This window comes from Oerskovia gallyi (assembly GCF_014836745.1).
GTDB classification, from domain to species: domain Bacteria; phylum Actinomycetota; class Actinomycetes; order Actinomycetales; family Cellulomonadaceae; genus Oerskovia; species Oerskovia paurometabola.
Genome location: NZ_JACSQE010000006.1, coordinates 249,173 through 267,780, shown reverse-complemented (window position 1 = coordinate 267,780; position 18,608 = coordinate 249,173). Strand labels below are relative to the sequence as shown.

The 18,608-nt window shown below is 71.7% G+C and carries 19 protein-coding genes; 10 read left to right on the top strand and 9 right to left on the bottom strand.

From position 1 onward, the window contains the following. Window positions 1-61: 61 nt before the first annotated feature. Entirely contained in the window at window positions 62-1,075 is a 1,014-nt protein-coding gene (locus H9640_RS09740) for a hemolysin family protein (protein WP_191790501.1), read from the bottom strand. After that, window positions 1,072-2,499: a hemolysin family protein gene (locus H9640_RS09735; RefSeq protein ID WP_204809050.1), complete on the bottom strand. Its 1,428-nt coding sequence runs from the start codon at window positions 2,497-2,499 to the stop codon at window positions 1,072-1,074. The genes H9640_RS09740 and H9640_RS09735 overlap by 4 nt, the downstream gene beginning before the upstream one ends. Window positions 2,500-2,750: 251 nt before the next feature. Between H9640_RS09735 and H9640_RS09730 the strand changes: the two genes are divergently transcribed. Continuing rightward, on the top strand, window positions 2,751-3,437 hold the full coding sequence (locus tag H9640_RS09730) for a DNA alkylation repair protein (protein WP_191790500.1): 687 nt from the start codon (window positions 2,751-2,753) through the stop codon (window positions 3,435-3,437). 116 nt (window positions 3,438-3,553) lie between these two features. Continuing rightward, on the top strand, window positions 3,554-3,910 hold the full coding sequence (locus tag H9640_RS09725; RefSeq protein WP_191790499.1) for an iron chaperone: 357 nt from the start codon (window positions 3,554-3,556) through the stop codon (window positions 3,908-3,910). A gap of 58 nt (window positions 3,911-3,968) precedes the next feature. Here H9640_RS09725 and H9640_RS09720 read toward each other — a convergent pair whose 3' ends face one another. Genes H9640_RS09720 through nrdD form a run of 3 tightly spaced genes read right to left on the bottom strand, consistent with a single transcriptional unit; the run spans window position 3,969 to window position 8,469 of the window. Beyond that, on the bottom strand, window positions 3,969-5,573 hold the full coding sequence (locus H9640_RS09720; protein ID WP_191790498.1) for a sialidase family protein: 1,605 nt from the start codon (window positions 5,571-5,573) through the stop codon (window positions 3,969-3,971). Between the two features lie 50 nt (window positions 5,574-5,623). Further along, window positions 5,624-6,196, bottom strand: a complete 573-nt coding sequence (nrdG, locus tag H9640_RS09715) for an anaerobic ribonucleoside-triphosphate reductase activating protein (protein ID WP_191790497.1) — start codon at window positions 6,194-6,196, stop codon at window positions 5,624-5,626. An 8-nt stretch (window positions 6,197-6,204) separates the two neighbouring features. After that, a complete protein-coding gene (gene nrdD / locus H9640_RS09710) occupies window positions 6,205-8,469 on the bottom strand; it encodes an anaerobic ribonucleoside-triphosphate reductase (RefSeq protein ID WP_191790496.1) in 2,265 nt (754 codons plus the stop codon). Between the two features lie 303 nt (window positions 8,470-8,772). On the opposite strand from nrdD, the gene H9640_RS09705 reads away from it, so the two are divergent. Beyond that, window positions 8,773-9,396: a putative glycolipid-binding domain-containing protein gene (locus H9640_RS09705; RefSeq protein WP_191790495.1), complete on the top strand. Its 624-nt coding sequence runs from the start codon at window positions 8,773-8,775 to the stop codon at window positions 9,394-9,396. 96 nt (window positions 9,397-9,492) lie between these two features. Then, window positions 9,493-10,086: a mycothiol transferase gene (locus H9640_RS09700; protein WP_191790494.1), complete on the top strand. Its 594-nt coding sequence runs from the start codon at window positions 9,493-9,495 to the stop codon at window positions 10,084-10,086. Window positions 10,087-10,143: 57 nt separating this feature from the next. Here H9640_RS09700 and H9640_RS09695 read toward each other — a convergent pair whose 3' ends face one another. Beyond that, a complete protein-coding gene (locus tag H9640_RS09695) occupies window positions 10,144-11,163 on the bottom strand; it encodes a DMT family transporter (RefSeq protein ID WP_225226930.1) in 1,020 nt (339 codons plus the stop codon). A gap of 34 nt (window positions 11,164-11,197) precedes the next feature. Between H9640_RS09695 and H9640_RS09690 the strand changes: the two genes are divergently transcribed. After that, window positions 11,198-11,803 carry a TetR/AcrR family transcriptional regulator gene (locus H9640_RS09690; protein ID WP_191790493.1) on the top strand — a complete coding sequence of 202 codons (606 nt, stop codon included), beginning with the start codon at window positions 11,198-11,200 and terminating at the stop codon, window positions 11,801-11,803. A gap of 79 nt (window positions 11,804-11,882) precedes the next feature. On the opposite strand, the gene H9640_RS09685 is transcribed toward H9640_RS09690, so the two are convergent. Together H9640_RS09685 and H9640_RS09680 are read right to left on the bottom strand one after the other, a co-directional pair. Next, complete coding sequence (locus tag H9640_RS09685; protein ID WP_318243723.1) at window positions 11,883-12,473, bottom strand: DUF1349 domain-containing protein; 591 nt, start codon at window positions 12,471-12,473, stop codon at window positions 11,883-11,885. Between the two features lie 116 nt (window positions 12,474-12,589). Further along, window positions 12,590-12,985 carry a DUF2255 family protein gene (locus tag H9640_RS09680; RefSeq protein WP_191790491.1) on the bottom strand — a complete coding sequence of 132 codons (396 nt, stop codon included), beginning with the start codon at window positions 12,983-12,985 and terminating at the stop codon, window positions 12,590-12,592. Between the two features lie 195 nt (window positions 12,986-13,180). Between H9640_RS09680 and H9640_RS09675 the strand changes: the two genes are divergently transcribed. Further along, complete coding sequence (locus H9640_RS09675; RefSeq protein WP_225226929.1) at window positions 13,181-13,840, top strand: DinB family protein; 660 nt, start codon at window positions 13,181-13,183, stop codon at window positions 13,838-13,840. Between the two features lie 15 nt (window positions 13,841-13,855). Here H9640_RS09675 and H9640_RS09670 read toward each other — a convergent pair whose 3' ends face one another. Beyond that, a complete protein-coding gene (locus tag H9640_RS09670; RefSeq protein WP_191790490.1) occupies window positions 13,856-14,680 on the bottom strand; it encodes a DUF4184 family protein in 825 nt (274 codons plus the stop codon). Between the two features lie 315 nt (window positions 14,681-14,995). Here H9640_RS09670 and H9640_RS09665 point away from each other — a divergent pair, with 315 nt between their 5' ends. The 4 genes from H9640_RS09665 to pgsA all read left to right on the top strand — a co-directional run bounded on the left by H9640_RS09665 (window position 14,996) and on the right by pgsA (window position 18,608). After that, window positions 14,996-15,202 carry a hypothetical protein gene (locus H9640_RS09665; protein WP_191790489.1) on the top strand — a complete coding sequence of 69 codons (207 nt, stop codon included), beginning with the start codon at window positions 14,996-14,998 and terminating at the stop codon, window positions 15,200-15,202. Between the two features lie 106 nt (window positions 15,203-15,308). Next, window positions 15,309-17,318 (top strand): threonine--tRNA ligase, encoded by a 2,010-nt coding sequence (gene thrS / locus H9640_RS09660; RefSeq protein ID WP_191790488.1) that lies wholly within the window; start codon window positions 15,309-15,311, stop codon window positions 17,316-17,318. 75 nt (window positions 17,319-17,393) lie between these two features. Further along, window positions 17,394-17,960, top strand: coding sequence for an HIT family protein (locus H9640_RS09655; protein ID WP_191790531.1), 567 nt, complete (start codon window positions 17,394-17,396; stop codon window positions 17,958-17,960). Beyond that, entirely contained in the window at window positions 17,961-18,608 is a 648-nt protein-coding gene (gene pgsA, locus H9640_RS09650; RefSeq protein WP_191790487.1) for a phosphatidylinositol phosphate synthase, read from the top strand.

The following is an 18,608-nucleotide window of genomic DNA, read 5'->3' as shown; positions in this document are numbered from 1 at the left end:
CCCGGGGGGGGGGGGGGGCGCCGTCGTCGGGAGGCTCGAACGGTGCGGGCCGCCGCAGGGGTCAGGCCGAGACCGTCTCCCGGGGGAAGAGGCGCGCCATGACGTCGGCGAGCGTGATGACCCCGGCGACCGTGGCGCCGTCGGTCACGACGGCCAGGTGGTTGCGGGTCTCGCGCATCTGGGCCAGGGCCGCGTAGACGGGGACGGAGGTCCCCAGGGTGAAGGGCGCCCGCATGAGGTCGGCCGCGGGGCTGTCCTCGGCGACGTCGAGCGTGTCGCGCACGTGCACCACGCCCGAGACCGCGGAGCCGTCGCCGAGCAGGATCCGCAGGTGGCCCGACGTGCGCGTGGCCTCCTGGACGTCGCGGACCGTGGCGTCGAGCGGCACCTTCGTCGGCCTCCCGCTGTCGGCGAGCAGGTCGCCCACCGTGAGGGTCTGCAGGTCCAGCGCCCCGGAGAGCTGGGCGAAGTAGGACGGGTCCAGGGCGCCGACGTTCGCCGAGTGCTCGACGAGGTGGCGCAGGTCGTCTGCGCTCTGCCCGGAGGCGACCTGGCCGGTCGGCTCGACGCCCACCCTGACCAGGCACCAGTTCGCCATGTTGTTCAGCCCGGTCAGCAGGGGGCGTGTCAGCCACATGAAGCCGCGCATCGGGATGGCGAGCAGGGTCGCCGAGGTCTCGGGGTGAGCGATGGCCCAGGACTTGGGGGCCATCTCGCCGACGACCAGGTGCAGGAACGTCACGATGATCAGCGCGAGGACGAAACCGGCGACGTCCGCAGCCCACAGCGGTGCGCCCCACGCCTCGAAGGCCGGGGTGAGCCAGTGGTGGACGGCAGGCTTGGTGATCGCGCCGAGCGCCAGCGTGCAGGCGGTGATGCCGAGCTGGGACCCGGCGAGCAGCACGGTCAGCTCGGTCGAGCTGCGCAGCGCGGCGCGCGCCGAGCGGCTGTTGGGGGCGGCGTCCTCGAGACGGTGCCGCTTGGCGGCGAGCAGCGCGAACTCGACGGCGACGAAGAACGCGCTGAGCGCGATGATGACGACGGTGATGGCCACGACGACCCAGGGGTTGCTCATCGGTCACCCTCCTCGGTCTGGGCCTCGGACGCCTCGGGCGTCGTGGCGGGGTCTGGCTCGGGCGTGGCGGGCGGCTGGTGGTCGGTCGGGAAGATCACGCGGACCAGGGACGGGACGTGTCGTTCGACCTCGACCACGTCGACGCGCATCCAGGCCGGCTCGGGCTCGTCGGTCAGGGCGAGGTCGGCGGGGTCCAGGGGGAGCTGGACGACGATGCTCTCGCCGGGCTCGAGCAGCGATCCGTGGTGGTCGATCACGAGGCCTGCGATCGTCTCGTAGTCGCCGCGGGGCAGGTCGCGGCCGATCGCACGCTCGACCTCGTCGATGTGGGTGTCGCCGGGCATGACCCAGATCCCGTCGTCGTCCCGGGGGGCGATGGTGGGCGTCGCGGGGTCGTGCTCGTCGGTGATCTCGCCGACGAGCTCCTCGGCCAGGTCCTCGGCCGTCAGGACGCCCGCGAAGCCGCCGTACTCGTCGATCACGCACGCGAGCTGGTTGTGGGTCTCGGTCAGCTCGCGCAGCGCGTCGGGCAGGCTCATCGCCGTCGGGATCACGACCACGGGGCGCATGAAGCTGCGGGCCTGGACCTCGTCGCGGTGCGCGGTGGTCAGGACGTCGACGAGGTGGACGACGCCGACGACCTGGTCGTCGTCGGTCAGCACGGGGTAGCGCGAGTGACCGGCAGCCATGCGGGCACGCACCTCGGCGAGGGTGTCGTCGACGTGCACGACGTCGACGTGGGCACGCGGGATCATGGCGTGCTCGACGTCCTGGTCGGGGAAGTCCAGGATGCGGTCCAGGAGCACGGAGAGCTCGGCGGGGAGGTCGCCGCTCTGGCGCGAGTCCGCGACGATGTGCTCGAGGTCACGGGCCGTGGCCGAGTGCTCGACGTCGTGGACAGGCTCGATCCGCAGGGCTTTGAGCAGGAGGTTCGAGGCCTGGTCGAAGATCTTGATGAGCCACCCGAACACGGCGAGGTAGATGGTCGTCGAGCGGGCGAGCCACAGGGCGACGGGCTCAGGGCGGGCGATCGCGAGGTTCTTGGGGAACAGCTCGCCGAAGATCATCTGGACGAACGTCGAGAACACGAGCGCCAGGACGGTGCCCACGGCGATGCCCACGCCGGTCGGTACACCGACCCCGCCCAGGGCAGTACCCAGGGACTCACCGACGAGCGGCTCGGCGACGTAGCCGACCAGCAGCCCCGTCACCGTGATGCCGAGCTGGGCGCCCGAGAGCATGAAGGACGTGCGCTTGGTGACCGCCAGGGCGCGCTTGGCGCCGGCGTCCCCGGTGCCGGCACGCGCACTCAGGCGCGACCGGTCCACGGCCATGTACGCGAACTCCTGGGCGACGAAGTAGCCGGTCACAGCCGTGATCGCGACGATCACGACGACGCCGAGCAGCAGTGTCAGCACCCACATCAGAACCTGCACCCCCTCGTCGCAGCATCGGTGGCCGGCACAAGGGGGTTCGTACTGTCTGCGTCCATGTCTCTCTCAGATCGCGGGTAGATTCCGACAGGTCAACGCGGAAGCGCGCCCGGGCGTTCCCGGAATCTCGCTCCTATTCTCCCTGCCGCCGGCCCGTGCTCCGTGCAGGGGGGCTCGGGGGGCAGGGGGACCGGCGACGTAGGGTGTGAGCGACGACCGACGACCGGACCGAGGAGTGCGACGTGGCGACGAAGGCCGTGGCAGAGGCGACCGTCAGCGACGTGCTGGCCGAGCTGAGGGCCCTCGAGGACCCGAAGATCCGTGCGGTCAACGAACGCCACGGCGACGACCACGGCGTCAACCTCACCAGGCTGCGCGCGGTCGCGAAGTCCCGGGGGACGCAGCACGACCTCGCGGGTCAGCTCTGGGAGACGGGCGACACCGCGGCGCGGCTCGTCGCGATCCTGGTCTGCCGCCCCAAGGACTGGTCGGCCGACGAGCTCGACGCCATGCTGCGTGACGCGCGCGTCCCCAAGGTGCACGGCTGGCTCGTGAGCTACGTCGTCAAGAAGAGCCCGCACGTCGAGCTTCTGCGCACCGCGTGGTTCGCCGACCCCGACCCGGTCGTCCAGAGCGCTGGGTGGGCCCTGACGACCGCCCGGGTCGCGAAGTCCCCCGAGGGCCTTGACCTGCCCGGGCTCCTCGACCGTGTCGAGGCCGACATGAAGGACGCGCCCGAGCGCCTCCAGTGGGCCATGAACGAGTGCCTCGCGACCATCGGCATCCACCACCCCGAGCTCCGCGACCGTGCGGTCGGCATCGGTGAGCGGCTCGAGGTCCTCAAGGACTACCCGACGCCGCCGGGCTGTACGTCGCCCTTCGCCCCGACGTGGATCGCGGAGATCGTCCGGCGCCAGACGACGGCGTAGCGCCTCCCGCCCCGGGCCCGACGGCGGAGCGCACCTGGCGCGCGAGGCCGCGGGCCGCCGTCGGGCAGGGTGTGGAGCACGATCGTGACGACGAGAAGACAGGAACGAGGCGACCCATGACGACGGCAGCCGACCACGACGCCTACATCGCCGCAGCGCCCGAGGCGTTCCAGCCCTCGCTGAGACGGCTGCGCGCTCTCCTGGCCGGTGCCCTGCCGGACGCGGACGAGATCGTGGCGTACGACATGCCGGGGTTCACGATCGGCGGCTCGGTCGTCGCCGGCTATGCGGCGTTCAGCAAGCAGTGCGGGCTGTACGTCCTTCCGGGTGCCATCTCCGAGCATGCCGGGGAGATCGCTGCCGCGGGCTTCAGGGCGACCAAGACCGGCGTCACCTTCTCGCCCCGCAAGCCGATCCCGGACGATCTCGTCGAACGCCTCGCGCGCGCGTCGCGCCAGGAAGCCGGGGCCTGACGCCTCAGGGGCCGATCAGCCGGTCGGCCCCTGAGGCGTCAGGCCCGCGAAGGCGCCGCTACCGCGCCACGCTCTCCTCGACCGGCACGACCTCCCCGGTCACGCAGTCAGCGCGGAACGCCCGCTCGAAGCGGTCGTCGCCGGCCTGGACCGCGCACCTCACGACCACGAAGCCCGCAGCGACGTCCTGCGCGGTCACGGTGTAGGTCGGCGTGAAGTACAGGGCGTCCTCGCCGGGCGCCAGGCGCTCGGCCGGGAACTCGGCCGCGACGTCCCCGTCGAAGGTCCCGCTCAACGCAGCCGTGACCGGCTCCGTGCCACGGTGCCGGAAGCGCCCGGTGAACGCCAGGATGTCGCCCGCGCGCAGCCCCGGCGCGGCCGGTCCGTAGTTGACGTCCTGCGCCTCGCGCGTGCCGAGGACCTGGTCGCCGTCGTACCCCTGGCCGATCTCCTTCCAGGTGTGCACGCCCCAGTCGCCGCCCTCGGCCGAGATGACGTGCGACGCGCCCACGCTGACCCACTGGGCGGGACGCCCGGGGGTGATCGAACGCAGCACCACCGTGAAGGCGCCGCCGTCGTCGTCCTGGTAGGTCCGGGTGGCGTCGGCGAGGGCGGCGGGGGACAGGGCGTCGGCGTCGACGCGGGCGAACACGATCTCGCTGTACCCGGCGCGCTCGTAGAGCACGCCGAGCGACCCGTCGCCGAGCACGGTGCCCGTCGAGTAGGCGCTCGAGCCCGCGCAGATCGTCAGCGCGGGCCGCCAGGTCGTGCCCTCGTCGTGCGAGATGCTGAGCACCGTGTTGCGGCGCAGGTCGGCGTCGCGGTTGTTGGTCACGAGCAGGGGAGCGGCCGCGTCGGTGACGGCCCCGAGCCGCAGGATGCTGCCGTTGTCGCTCGGGTCGGGCAGGTCCGGCACGGGCGTCAACGGCCCGTAGGAGTGGCCGCCGTCGGTCGAGACGGCCTGCACCCGGCAGCCCTTGGCGCGCGAGCTCAGGAGCACGCGTCCGTCGTGCAGCTCCACGACCTTGTTCTCGTTGGCGCCTGGCCCCGTGGGTTCGCCCAGCGTCCACGTGTCGCCGTGGTCGTCCGAGTACGCCGACGCGGCGCGGATCTCCCCGCCCAGGAGCAGGACCATCTGCTGGAGCAGGCGCCCCGCGTACGGTCCGGTCTCGAGCTGGATCCCGGCGCCGGCCGCGGCGAAGAGCCCTGTGACGCCCTGCGGCTTGAGCGAGGCCGTCATACGCCGGTGGGACCAGGTGAGGCCGTCGTCGTCGGAGGACGACAGGTCGACGTGCTGGACGTCGTCCTCGGGCTCGAGCCCCTCGACCGCCTCGAAGAACCCGGCGTGGGTCCCCGCGGCGTGGAAGCAGAATATCCGCCCCGTCACCTTGTCGACGAGCAGGCTCGGGTCGCCGAAGCCCTGGAGCCCCGTACCGACGCGCACGTCCTGCTGCGGACCCCACGTGCGCCCGTGGTCGAGGCTGCGCCGGACCAGGAGGTCGATCGTGTTCGGCAGGTCGTCGAGGTTGGGTCGCCCGTCGTACGCCGCGAGGACCGTGCCGCGCGTCGAGACGGCCAGGGCGGGGATGCGGTACTGGCGGTGGCCGCCGGCGCCGCGGGCGGCGAGCACCTGATGGGTGATTTCGTGGGGGTTCGTGCGCATCCCCTAGATGTACCCCGGCCCGCGCCCAGGACCAAGCTCCGCCGGGCCCGTCAGGCGGACCGGGCCTCGCGCGCGGGCGACCACGGGACCGCGCGGCCCGCGGCGAGCGAGGCCGGGACCGACAGCACCCGCTGGTTCGTGCTCCCGCGGAACGGGAGCGTGAGGTCGCGGCGCGCGACCTCGAACCGGCCGTCGACCAGGACGTCGAGCTCGGCGAGCAGGTCCTGCTTGTCGTCCGACCCCGCGCTCAGCTCCTCGAACGTGTAGCCGGTCCAGCACCACACGTCCTTGCTCCGGCCGTGCTGCTCACGCAGGCGCCGCACGATGCGCAGGCACACGCCGGTGTTGAGGAACGGCTCGCCGCCGAGCAGGGACAGGCCCTGCACCGACTCGTGCGCGAGGTCGGCGAGCATCCGCTCCTCGAGCTCGTCCGTGTACGGGGAGCCGTAGCGAAAGCTCCAGGTCGCCTCGTTGAAGCAGCCCTCGCACGCGAACAGGCACCCGCTCACGTACAGGCTGCACCGCACGCCCTCGCCGTCGACGAACACGAACGGCTTGTAGTCCGCGACGTGACCCCGGCTGAGACGCTCGGCGAGCCAGCCGGGCTGCGGGTCCCGCGGCACGACGGCCCTCAGCCTTCCGCGGTGCCGACGTCGCCCGAGTCTCCTGGTGACCCCGGCTGGTCGAGGTCACCGAGGCTCACGGCCCCCGCCATGTGCTTGACGCGCGAGGAGATCTCGACGTGCCGCCCGTGCACCATGGGGCGCTGCTGCGGGTTGCCGAGGTACCCGCACGTGCGCTTGACGACGTCGCACGTACGCGGGTCGGTGTTGCCGCAGCCCGGGCACGCGAAGCCGCGCGCCGTCGGCGTGAAGTCGCCCGCGTACCCGCACGCGTAGCAGCGGTCGATCGGGGTGTTCGTGCCGAGGTACCCCACGCGGTCGTAGGCGTAGTCCCACACGGCCTCGAGCGCCTTGGGGTTCTGCTGGAGCACCGGGTACTCGCAGTAGTGGATGAAGCCGCCCGACGCGTACTGCGGATAGTCCATCTCGAAGTCGAGCTTCTCGAACGGCGTCGGGTCCTTGCGCACGTCGTAGTGGAAGCTGTTCGTGTAGTACTCCTTGTCGGTGATGTCGGCCACCACCCCGAACTTCTCCCGGTCGAGCCGCGCGAACCGGTCCGTGAGGCTCTCGCTCGGGGTCGAGTAGACGCTGAACTGGTAGCCGTGCTCGGCCGTCCAGGCGGACGTGTGCTCCTTGAGGGTGCGCAGCACGCGCAGCGTCATCTCCTTGGCCTCCGGGTCGGTCTCCCAGGCGCCGCCGTGGAACGCGGCCGCGACCTCGTACAGCCCGATGTACCCGAGCGAGACGGTCGCGCGCCCGTCGCGGAAGAGCTGGTCGACGTCGTCGTCCGGCGCGAGCCGCTCACCGAACGCACCATGCACGTACAGGATCGGGGCGTTGCCCGGGACGGCCTCCTTGCACCGCTCGACGCGGTAGACGAGCGCGTCGCGGACCGTGGCCAGCCGCTCCTCCAGGAGGTCCCAGAACGCCTCCTGGCTGCCGCGGGCCTCGAGCGCGATGCGCGGCAGGTTGAGCGTCACGACGCCCAGGTTCATGCGGCCTTCGACCACGTCGTTGCCGTCCGCGTCTCGCCACCCCTGGAGGAACGAGCGGCAGCCCATGGGCATCTTGAAGCTGCCCGTGAGCTCGACGATCTTGTCGTAGCTCAGCACGTCGGGGTACATGCGCTTGGTCGCGCACTCGACGGCGAGCTCCTTGAGGTCGTAGTTCTCGTCGCCCGGTTCCAGGTTGACCCCGCGGCGCAACGTATAGATGAGCTTGGGGAAGATCGCGGTACGCCCCTCGGCTCCCAGGCCCTTGATGCGGATCTGCAGGATCGCACGCTGGATCTCACGCTCGAGCCAGCCCGTGCCCAGCCCGAAGCCCACCGACGTGAAAGGCGTCTGCCCGTTGGACGTGAACAGCGTGTTGATCTCGTACTCGAGGCTCTGCATCGCGTCGTAGATGTCCTTGGCCGTCTTGGCCCGCGCGTACGCGTCGTGCGTCGAGGCGTCGGGGAGCCAGTGCTCGGCCTCGACGAGGTGCTTGGCGTAGTTGAGCTCGGCGTACGGGGCCAGGAGCTCGTCGATCCGGTTGACCGAGCAACCGCCGTACTGGCTCGAGGCGACGTTCGCGATGATCTGCGTGATCTGCGCGGCCGCGGTCTGGATCGAGCGGGGCGGCTCGACCTGCGCGTTGCCGATGCGGAACCCCTCGGACAGCATCGTCCGGAAGTCGATCAGGCAGCAGTTCGTCATGGGCGCGTACGGGTGGTAGTCGAGGTCGTGGTAGTGGATGTCGCCCTTCTGGTGGGCGTTCGCGACGTGCGGGGGCAGCATGCGCAGACCGATCGCCTTGCCGACCGCGCCCGCCGTCAGGTCGCGCTGGGTGTTGAAGACGTCCGAGTCCTTGTTCGCGTTCTCGTTGACGACCGCCGAGTCCTTGCTGATCAGCCCCACGATCGAGTGGTTGAGGTCGGTCGAGCGGCTGCGCGCGAAGTCCCGCTGGACGCGATAGTCGATGTAGGCCTTCGCCACCTCGTACTCGCGCGAGGCGAGCAGCTCGTGCTCGACCACGGCCTGGATCTCGTAGATCTGCACGACGCCCGTGAAGCGCAGCGAGATCTCGGCCACCACCCGGGCGAGCACCGCGTCGAGCGCTCGCTCGTGGGAGGGCGTCGCGGCCCCGTGGACCTCCTCGTAGGCCTTGCGGAGCGCCGCGCGGATCCGGGCGTCGTCGAACGCGAGCGCTCGACCGTCACGCTTGAGCACCGTGAGAGCGCCCGTCGCCCCCGACGTGACGTCCTCGCCCTGCTCGACCCCGACCAGGCCCATGCGACCACAACCTCTCTGCGGGACGCCTCCGGCCTGCACAGGCAGGAGGAGGCGCCGATGACTACTAGATGTAGTAGCAATTACACCCGTGCAATCCCACATGTAGTGGCCAATCTCGGGCGCGCCGGGACCTTCCTCCCTGAGGTCGGGACGTTGGTCACCCGTGGGGAGGACCTTTGGGTCCGCTGCTCAGGCGGGGGCGACGCAGGTGAGCGACCCGGCTGTCGAGTCGCTGCGAAGCCTGGTAGACCGGGCAGGGTGGGCGGTGCGCCGATGCCCTCCCGCGGACGAAGGAGCCAGGACATGACCCGTCGACACGTCGCGTGGGCAGGCGAGGACGATCCCGGTCGGGTGGACGCCGCCGTCCTGTCCCTCGGCGCCGACCGGTTCGAGGCACTGGGCACCTCGTGCTCGACGACGTGGGTCATGGCGTGGTCCCTGACCCTCGGGCCACGGTGGGTCACGCGGCGGCTCGACGTGACCGTGCGCGGACAGGACTGGTCACGGGACCTGCGGCTCGAGCGCAGCAGCGCAGGGGAGTGGAGCGCACGGGTCGGGCACGTCGGCTCAGCCCCTGTCGATCTCGCGACTCCCGGGACCGACGACCCGTCGGCGCTCGCGGACGCGCTCGACTGCGACCTCGCGCTGTGCCCGGTCACCAACTCCATGCCGGTCCTGCGCCTGGGGCTGCTGGGACCGGACGCCCCCGCCGAGCCGACCCGGCTGACCATGGCCTGGGTCGAGGTCCCGTCGCTGCGTGTGCTGCGCAGCGACCAGGTGTACACGGCGCACGCCCCCTACGACCCCGAGGCCGGTCGCGCGGTCGTCAGGTACTCGAGCGCGACCCGCGACGTCACCGCGGACCTCACCGTCGACGAGGACGGGATCGTCATCGACTATCCGCACCTTGCCCGGCGGACAGGCTGAGGAGCGCGCCCACCGTGCGACTCCGGCAGGTCGCGACCGGCGGGAGCCGCCTACAGTGAGAGCGACCGGTGGTCGGCACCCCCGCAGGAGGAACTCATGGTCGAGGCAGCGGACGCGCAGGGCCGGATCGAGCCGCCCGCCGCGGGCGACGAGGTCGCGACGCTCCTCGGGTCCCTCGAACGTCAGCGCGCCACGTTCGCGTGGAAGGCCGGCGGGCTGGACGCGGACGGGCTCGCGGTACGCGTCGCGGCGTCCGCGGTCACTCTCGGTGGCCTCCTCAAGCACCTTGCGTTCACCGAGGAGCTGTGGTTCTCGACCAAGCTGCACGGGCGCCCTCCAGGAGCGCCCTGGGACGCGGTCGACTGGGACCGTGACCCGCAGTGGCCGTGGACCTCGGCAGCGCAGGACGCACCGCGGTACCTGTACGACCTGTGGCGTGCCGCCGTCGTCCGGTCCCGCGCGGCGATCGACGAGGCGCTCGCGGACGGCGGCCTGGACCGCCGTCTCGTCTGGCAGCCCGAGGCCGGGGCCGACGGGGAGCGGTCGAGCCTGCGCAGGGTCCTGGTCGACCTGATCGAGGAGTACGCCCGGCACGTGGGGCACGCCGACCTGATCCGCGAGTCGATCGACGGCCTGGTCGGCGAGGACCCGCCCGGCATCCCCGCGGAGTACCCGCCGCCAGGACGGTGACGGTCGGCCGCAGGCGGGTGAGGGCCGCCCCGTCGGGCGAGCACGTGGCGCGCCGCACTAGCCGCCTGATCCGTGCGCTGCGGGTCGCGCCGGCAGGCCCGTGGGCCGGCCGCCCGCATCGCCCGAGGGGTCGTTCTCCGAGCCTGCGGACCGTGACCGTGGCCTCGACACGTCCGCCGACCCCGCGGAGCTCTCGCTGGTCAGCACGATCGCGACCCCCACGGCGCAGAGCACGAAGCCGGCGAGAGTCGTCGCCGTGAGCCTCTCGCCGAGGATCGCCGCGCCCGCGGCGGCCGTCGCCGGTGCGATGAGGAAGAGGAGCGCGTTGAGCGCGGTGATGCCCACGCGGCGCAGCAGCCACCAGTAGAGACCGTAGGCGGCGAGCGTCGGGACGGCAGCCGCGAACGCGGCCGCGAGCCAGAAGGAGGTCGAGGCAGGTGGCGTGAGCGTTCCCGTCGCCGCGGCGAGAGCCACGAGCGCCACGGCCGTCACGACGACGTGGATGGTCAGCGTCGCCAGGACGCCTGCGTGCGCGTCCGATCGTCGCTGGAGGAAGGTGGCGACGATGAGGCAGGACATGGCGAGCACGGGCAGCAGGTAGACCGCCGGTTGCGTGGCCGAACCCTCGAGCTGCGACCGCACGACCAGGAGAACCCCGACGGCGCCGACGAGCAGCCCCGCCCACTGCGCTCCGCGCACCCGGAGCCCCAGCAGCGGCCCGACGAGCACCGCGACCACGAGCGGCTGCACCGCGTCGATCAGCGCGACCGTGCCCGTCGCGACGCCGGCCGATATCGCGGCGTAGACGAAGACGCAGTAGCCGAACTGGGCGAACAAGCCGACGACGGACTGACGCCGCAGGGCTGCCGTACCCACCTCGCGGACCGCACCGGTGGCGAGCCCGAGGACGAGCAGCACGCCCGCCAGGGGGACGAACCGCCACACGAGCAGCGTGAGCGGCGAGACCTCGACCGTGGCGATCGCCGCGACGAGGAAACCGGAGCTCCAGGTCGCCACGAACGCGGTAGCCGCCAGCACCGTCACACCGACAGGTAGTAGACCGATCTGTTTACTCATCGTCGCGACTATACAGACTTGTATAGTTGGTGTCGTGCCTACGCCTGTGCCCGAGCTCGCTCCGCTGACCCCCGGCGCTCGTCGCGTCCTCGACGCCGCATCACGGCTCTTCTACGAGCGCAGCATCCACTCGGTCGGCGTCGACGCGATCGCCGAGGCCGCGGGCGTCACCAAGAAGACGCTGTACGACCGGTTCGGTTCCAAGGAGGCACTGGTGGTGGCGTATCTCCAGCACCGGGATGCGCGATGGCGGGAGCATGTCGAGGAGCGCCTGGCCATGGTTCCCGCACCGGGCGTCGAGCGAGTGCTGGCGGTCTTCGACGCCGCGGTCTCCTGGTCCGCCGAGAACAGCTCCAAAGGGTGCAGCGCCATCAACGCACGGGCCGAGGTCGGCGACGGGCACGACGGTCACCCAGTGTTCCCCGAGGTGGTGCGCCAGAAGGCATGGCTGCTCGAGCTGTTCGACGAGCTGTGCCGGGAGGCCGGGGTGCGGGACCCTGCCGCGACGGCGCGCGCCCTGATGCTGCTCTACGAAGGCGCCATCGTCACGGTCGGCATGGAGACGTTCGCGCATCCCTTCGAGAGGGCTCGGGGTGTGGCGCGCGTCCTGCTCGAGTCGCAACCACCGCTGACGGAATAGGCCTGCACGCCGTAGCGTCTGCGCGCACCGGCGGGCAGGGCGCCGGAGGCGAGGTGGTGGAGGGGCACGCCGGGAGCGGTCAGCTCCCGTCGCGCAGGTCGCGGGGCGGGGTGTCGTCGAGCACGATGCGGTCGAAGACCGCGGTGCACGTCTCGCCCAGGGGCGCCTGCGCGAGGAAGCCCACCCGGACCGGCTCGTCGGAGTAGAGGCGGAAGAGGCGGACGAACTCCCACGCCTCGCCGTCGCGCGAGGCGTGGAACGCCCACGCGGGGCCGGTCCGCACGACCCGCAGGTGCACGGTCTCGGCGTCGACGTCCCAGGAGTTGCAGTCGTCGGTGTACTCGTTCGTGACGGTCGAGACGACCATCGCCTGGCCGTTCGGCGCCTGCTCGAAGCAGAGCTTGGCCCAGTGCGCGTCGTCGGCCCACAGCACCAGGGCGCCCGCGTCGAACGTCGTGCGCTCGGTCGTCACGCGGACCCGGGCGGCCAGCGCGAGTTCGGCGGGGGCGTCGAACACGAGCGCCGGGGCAGCGTGCTGGGGTGCGGCGCCCAGGGCGTCGTTCGTCCAGTCGGTGCCCGACGGGGCAGTCACGGTCACGGCGCCGTCAGCGACCTGACCTGCGCCTTCGTGGGACAGCCAGTGCAGCGGGGGGAGAGAGATGTTCGTCACGGCCGACACCCTACCCACGCGAGCGCTCGGATGTGGAAGCGCTCCCGCGTGGCGTGCGCCGCCGTCGGGCAGGAGCACCGACGGCGAGCCCGCCCGGCATCGGTGCTCCCCGTCCGTCAGGACGGCAGCGGGTCCAGGCGGAACGTCGCCGCGGCGCCCCCGGCGCCGGTCACGGAACCGACGATCGCAGGCCCGTAGCGGTCGTACTTCGCGTGGTAGGCCGCGTCGAGCGCCGGGTGGACCGAGCCGTCGGGCTCCACGAACGCGACGTCCTTCTCGACTCCTCCTGCCCGGATCCGACCGCGCGGATCGGCGAGGGCACGGCGGAACCAGCCGTTGTCCCGGCCGTAGGCCGACCGGACGTAGATGTCGTCTCCCACCCGCACGACCCAGATGGTCACGAACGGGCGCAGGCTCCCGTCGGCGCGCAGCGAGGAGACCTGGAGCTCCTCGGCACCGCCGACCTTGTCGAGCTCGTCGTCGGTCCAGGCGGTCGTCGTCCGTTCGGTCATGGCTCGCGCTCCTCGGTGGTCGCTGGTCGTCGATCGGCGGGAACGGTCTGACGGGACCGCCTCCCGTCCGAACATACGGCGGACCGGCGCGCGCTGGGAGGTTCTCCTGGTACCCCGCACCGCTCGGCTCCCTCGCCCGCGCGTCCGTGACCAGCTGCCGTTGCGGTCCCCGTCGCGCGGAGCGAGACTCGGTCGATGGCGAGCGCGCGCATCACGGCCACCGACGACAAGGCGATCCTGCAGCGGTCTCTGCAGGCCGCGCGCGACGCGCTGCTCTGGAAGGTCGAGGGGCTCGACGAGCGCTCGGCCCGCTGGCCGTGGACCCCCACGGGGACGAACCTGCTCGGGCTGGTCAAGCACGCGGCCGGGGTCGAGGTCGGCTACTTCGGTCAGGCCTTCGGGCGTGGATGGCCGAGACCGGACGAGCTGCCCTGGATCGACGACGACGCCGAGGACGACGCCGACATGTGGGCCACCGCCGACGAGCCGGTCGCGGCGGTCGTGGACCTCTACCGCCGGGTGTGGGCGTTCTCCGACGAGACGATCGCGACGCGCGACCTCCACGCCGTCGGACGGGTCCCCTGGTGGCCTGCCGAGCGTGCCGAGGTCACTCTCCTCCAGGTCATGGTTCACGTCACGGGCGACCTGGCACGTCACGCGGGCCACGCGGACGTGCTGCGCGAGCTGACCGACGGGAGCGCGGGGCTCAGGGCGGACAACGACAACCTGTCGCCCCGCTCGGCGGCCGACTGGTCCAGGCACGTCGAGCGTCTGCGCGCGGTCGCGGACGAGGCCCAGCGACGCGCGGACGCGTCGGGCCGCGGGGGAGGGGAGCCGACGGCGCCGCGTGCGTGACGTCGTCGAGCCCGGTCATCCCCGCGGGGCGCCCGCTGCGACGCCCACGGCGGACGAACGTCCGTCCCTGCGCCGCGAGGCCGTGCGGACGGTGGCCCAGACGACCAGGCCGACCCCCGCGCCGAGCACGGGGTAGGTCGCGGCCAGGCGCGCGAGGGAGAAGGCGGTCACGGCATGGTCGGTCGCGACGAGGCGCACCACGGCCCCGACCATCCCGACCGTCGCCCCCGCGCACACGGCGAGCACCGCGGAGCGCAGGTGCTGCGGCTGCGCGACCGGCTCCGCGCGTCGCCACCAGCGCACCGTGAGGGCCGTGATCGTCACGCAGCCGACGAGCGAGCTCCCGTGCTGGAGGTACTTGTAGGCCATCACGCCCGCGACGGGCGTGCGCAGGACGTCCCACGTCTGGACCGCGGTGCCGCGCAGGTGCGTGAAGTCGTCCCAGAGGATGTGCGTGAGCGTGCCCGCCACGGCGAACCCGACGACGGCCCCTGCGACCGCGAGCGGGGGAGCGGTGCGCGCCGGCGCACCGGGTCCGGGCGCGGACCGGCGGGGGAGCGCGGCCAAGAACGGTCCGCGGACGACGAGCACCCACAGCGCGGTGAACACGAGCGCGAGAGCGAGGTCCACGGTCACGACCCCCAGCAGGCGGTGCGTGGGACGGGCCAGCTCGTCGGTGCCCGGGACCAGGACGTCGAGGAAGAGCGGGGCGTCGGGCACCATCGCGCCGACCGCGAAGGCGGGCAGTGCCCACAGGAGCAGGTTCGGCGAGAGTGCGCGCCGCGCACGGCGACCCGCCAGGGGGAGGGACACCAGGGCGTGGACGGGGGTGTACGGCACGCGGCACATCATGGCAGCGGCCGCGAGGGGCGGGAAGGCCGTCCCGGCAGTCGGTCAGACCTGGAGACGTCGGACATCTCACACTTTTCGGGCCGTTTTCTCCCTCGGATAGAAATAGTGTGCCAAGCGGCTATCCACCAAGTGTCGAACCCTCCATACCCGGCTCACCGCCCAGCAAGGAAGAGCCGGGCCTCGAACGCCGCCCCGAACAGGCCGTCGGCGCCGCCCGTCCCGTGGAAGGAAGCTCCGGACGGCGGTAGTTTCGCTGGAGCGGGGCACGAGTCCCGCGACCGACCTGGTGCGAAGGAGACGAGCATGGGAATCGACGACGCGAAGGACAAGGCGGCGGCCGCCGCCGACCAGGCCAAGGAGGGCCTGGGGGGACTGGTCGACAAGGCCAAGGGCTTCCTGACCGACGACAAGATCGACGAGGTCGCCGAGAAGATCAAGGGAATCTCGCCGGACTCGGTCGACGCGCACGTCGACACCCTGGCCGAGAAGGCCAAGGAAGCGAACGACTGATCCGGCGCGGTAAGCACGCGACCGGTCGAGGTCGGTAACATCGAGGGGCGCCGCCGTCTGGTGGCGCCCTTTCCACTGCCCTGTCGAGCCGCTAGGAGCGCGCACCGTGTCAGACGTTCTCTCGTCACCCTTGTCCATCACTCTCGACGGAGAACGGACCACGGTGGAGACGGGGACGACCGGCCTGGACCTGTTCCAGGGCCGCCGTGACGTCGTCGTCCTGCGCGTGAACGGTCAGCTCAAGGACCTCGACACCGCCGTCGCCGAGGGCGACGAGGTCGAGGGCGTGACCATCGACTCGCCCGACGGCCTCGACGTGCTGCGCCACTCGGCCGCCCACGTCCTGGCCCAGGCAGTCCAGCAGGTCAACCCCGACGCCAAGCTCGGCATCGGCCCGCCCATCCGTGACGGCTTCTACTACGACTTCGACGTCGAGACCCCGTTCACCCCCGACGACCTCAAGGCCCTCGACAAGGCCATGGCCCGCATCGTCAAGGACGGCCAGACGTTCAGGCGTCGCGTCGTGACCGAGGACGAGGCGCGCGCCGAGCTCGCGAACGAGCCCTACAAGCTCGAGCTGATCGGCCTCAAGGGCTCCGGCTCGGCCGACGACGCAGCGGGGGAGGGCGTGTCGGTCGAGGTCGGCGCCGGCGAGCTCACCATCTACGACAACCTGCGTCGCGACGGTTCCGTGGCCTGGAAGGACCTGTGCCGCGGCCCGCACCTGCCCAGCACTCGCCTCATCGGCAACGGCTTCCAGCTCATGCGCAGCGCCGCGGCCTACTGGCGCGGCAGCGAGAAGAACCCCCAGCTCCAGCGCGTCTACGGCACGGCGTGGCCCACCAAGGACGAGCTGCGCGCCTACACCGAGCGCCTGGCCGAGGCCGAGCGCCGCGACCACCGTCGCATCGGTGCCGAGATGGACCTGTTCTCGTTCAACGACCAGGTCGGCTCGGCCCTGCCGCTGTTCCACCCCAAGGGCGGCGTGATCAAGCGGGTCATGGAGGACTACGTCCGCCAGCGCCACATCGAGGAGGGCTTCTCCTACGTCGGCACCCCGCACATCACCAAGGAAGAGCTCTTCTTCACCTCCGGCCACCTGCCGTACTACGCGGACACGATGTTCCCGGCGCTCGACCTCGAGGAGGTCGGCGACCACGGGCGCTATCGCCTCAAGGCGATGAACTGCCCCATGCACAACCTGATCTTCTCGAGCCGCGGGCGCTCGTACCGCGAGCTGCCGATCCGGTTGTTCGAGTTCGGCACCGTGTACCGGTACGAGAAGTCCGGCGTGGTCCAGGGCCTGACGCGTGTGCGCGGCCTGACCCAGGACGACTCGCACTCCTACGTCACGCCCGAGCAGGCTCCGGACGAGGTCAAGCACCTGCTGAACTTCATGCTGTCGGTGCTCACCGACTTCGGCCTCGACGACTTCTACCTGGAGCTGTCGACGCGGGACGACTCCAAGCCCGACAAGTTCGTCGGCACCGACGAGGACTGGGCCAAGGCCACCGCTGTGCTGGAGAAGGTCGCGGTCGAGTCGGGCCTCGAGCTCGTGGCGGACCCGGGCGGCGCTGCCTTCTACGGCCCCAAGATCTCGGTCCAGGCCAAGGACGCCATCGGCCGCACGTGGCAGATGGGCACGGTGCAGTACGACTTCAACCAGCCGAAGGGCTTCGGCCTGGAGTACACGGCGGCAGACGGCACCAAGCAGCAGCCGGTGATGATCCACTCGGCCAAGTTCGGCTCGATCGAGCGGTTCATGGGTGTGCTCATCGAGCACTATGCGGGGCTCTTCCCGGCCTGGCTGGCGCCTGTCCAGGTGCTCGCCGTCCCGGTGGCCGAGGCGTTCGACGACTACCTCAAGGACGTCGTCGCCGAGCTCAAGGCCCGCGGCATCCGCGCCGAGCTCGACCTTTCCGACGACCGGTTCGCCAAGAAGATCCGCAACGCGGCCAAGGAGAAGGTGCCGTTCGTGCTCATCGCCGGTGGCGAGGACGTCGAGGCCGGCGCGGTGTCGTTCCGGTACCGCGACGGGCGCCAGGACAACGGCGTGCCCGTGGCCGAGGCCGTCGAGCGGATCGTGTCTGCGGTCCGCGAGCGCAGCCAGGTCTGACGCGTGACGTCGGACGGCGCAGGGGCCGGGTACACGGTCGAGGGCCCGCAGGGGCATCCTCGGTTCGACGACGGGATGGACCGGTTGTGGACGCCGCACCGGATGGTCTACATCGGTGGGCAGGACAAGCCGGTCGACGACCGGTCGTCGTCGTGCCCGTTCTGCCGGGTCCCTGCGCTGTCCGACGAGGACGGGTTGGTCGTGGCGCGGGGCACGTGGTGCTTCGTGGTGCTCAACCTGTACCCGTACAACCCGGGGCACCTGATGGTGTGCCCGTACCGGCACGTGTCGGACTACACCGAGCTCACGCCCGAGGAGACCGACGAGCTGGCGCGGCTGACGCAGCAGGCGATGCGGGTCACGCGTGCGGTGTCGGGTCCCGACGGTTTCAACCTGGGTATGAACCAGGGAGCGGTCGCGGGGGCCGGTATCGCGGCGCACCTGCACCAGCACGTGGTGCCGCGGTGGTCGGGGGACGCGAACTTCCTGCCGATCGTGGCGCACACCAAGGCCGTGCCCGAGCTCCTGGGGGACACCCGGGCACGGTTGGCGGCGGCGTGGGACGACGCAGGGCCCGCGGGGCCCGACGCGGCCGACGAGAACGACGTGGCGCCGGTGGCGCCCACTTCCGAGGAGAGCTAGATGTTCGGTCGGCTGCGCGCCGTCGTGACGAGGTTGTTCACGCCGATCGCGGCGTTCCTGCTGCGCGTCGGGGTGTCCCCGGACGCGGTCACGATCGTGGGGACGCTCGGGGTCGTGGTGTCCGCGCTGTGGCTGTTCCCGACGGGGCACCTGTTCGCGGGGACCATGGCGATCATGGTCTTCGCGTTCTCGGACGCGCTCGACGGTGTGATGGCGCGGCTGTCGGGGCGCTCGGGGCCGTGGGGCGCGTTCCTGGACTCGACGCTGGACCGCCTGGCGGACGCCGCGATCTTCACGGGCCTGATCGTGTGGTTCGTGCGCACGGAGAACACGTGGGGCATCACGGTGGGGCTCGCCTGCCTGGTGCTCGGGTCGGTGGTCCCGTACGCGCGAGCCCGGGCCGAGGGGCTCGGCATGACGGCCGCGGTCGGCATCGCGGAACGGGCCGACCGGCTGGTCGTGACGCTCGTCGCGGCGGGGCTCGTGGGTCTGGGGCTGCCGGTGGCGGTGCTGGTCGTGGTGCTGGGGCTGCTCGCGGCCGCGAGCGCCGTGACGGTCGTGCAGCGCATGGCGACGGTGCGTCGTCAGGCGGTCGCGGCGGGGGCTGCGCCGTCGGGCGGGGCTGCGGCGTCCGAGGGTGGTGCCTGA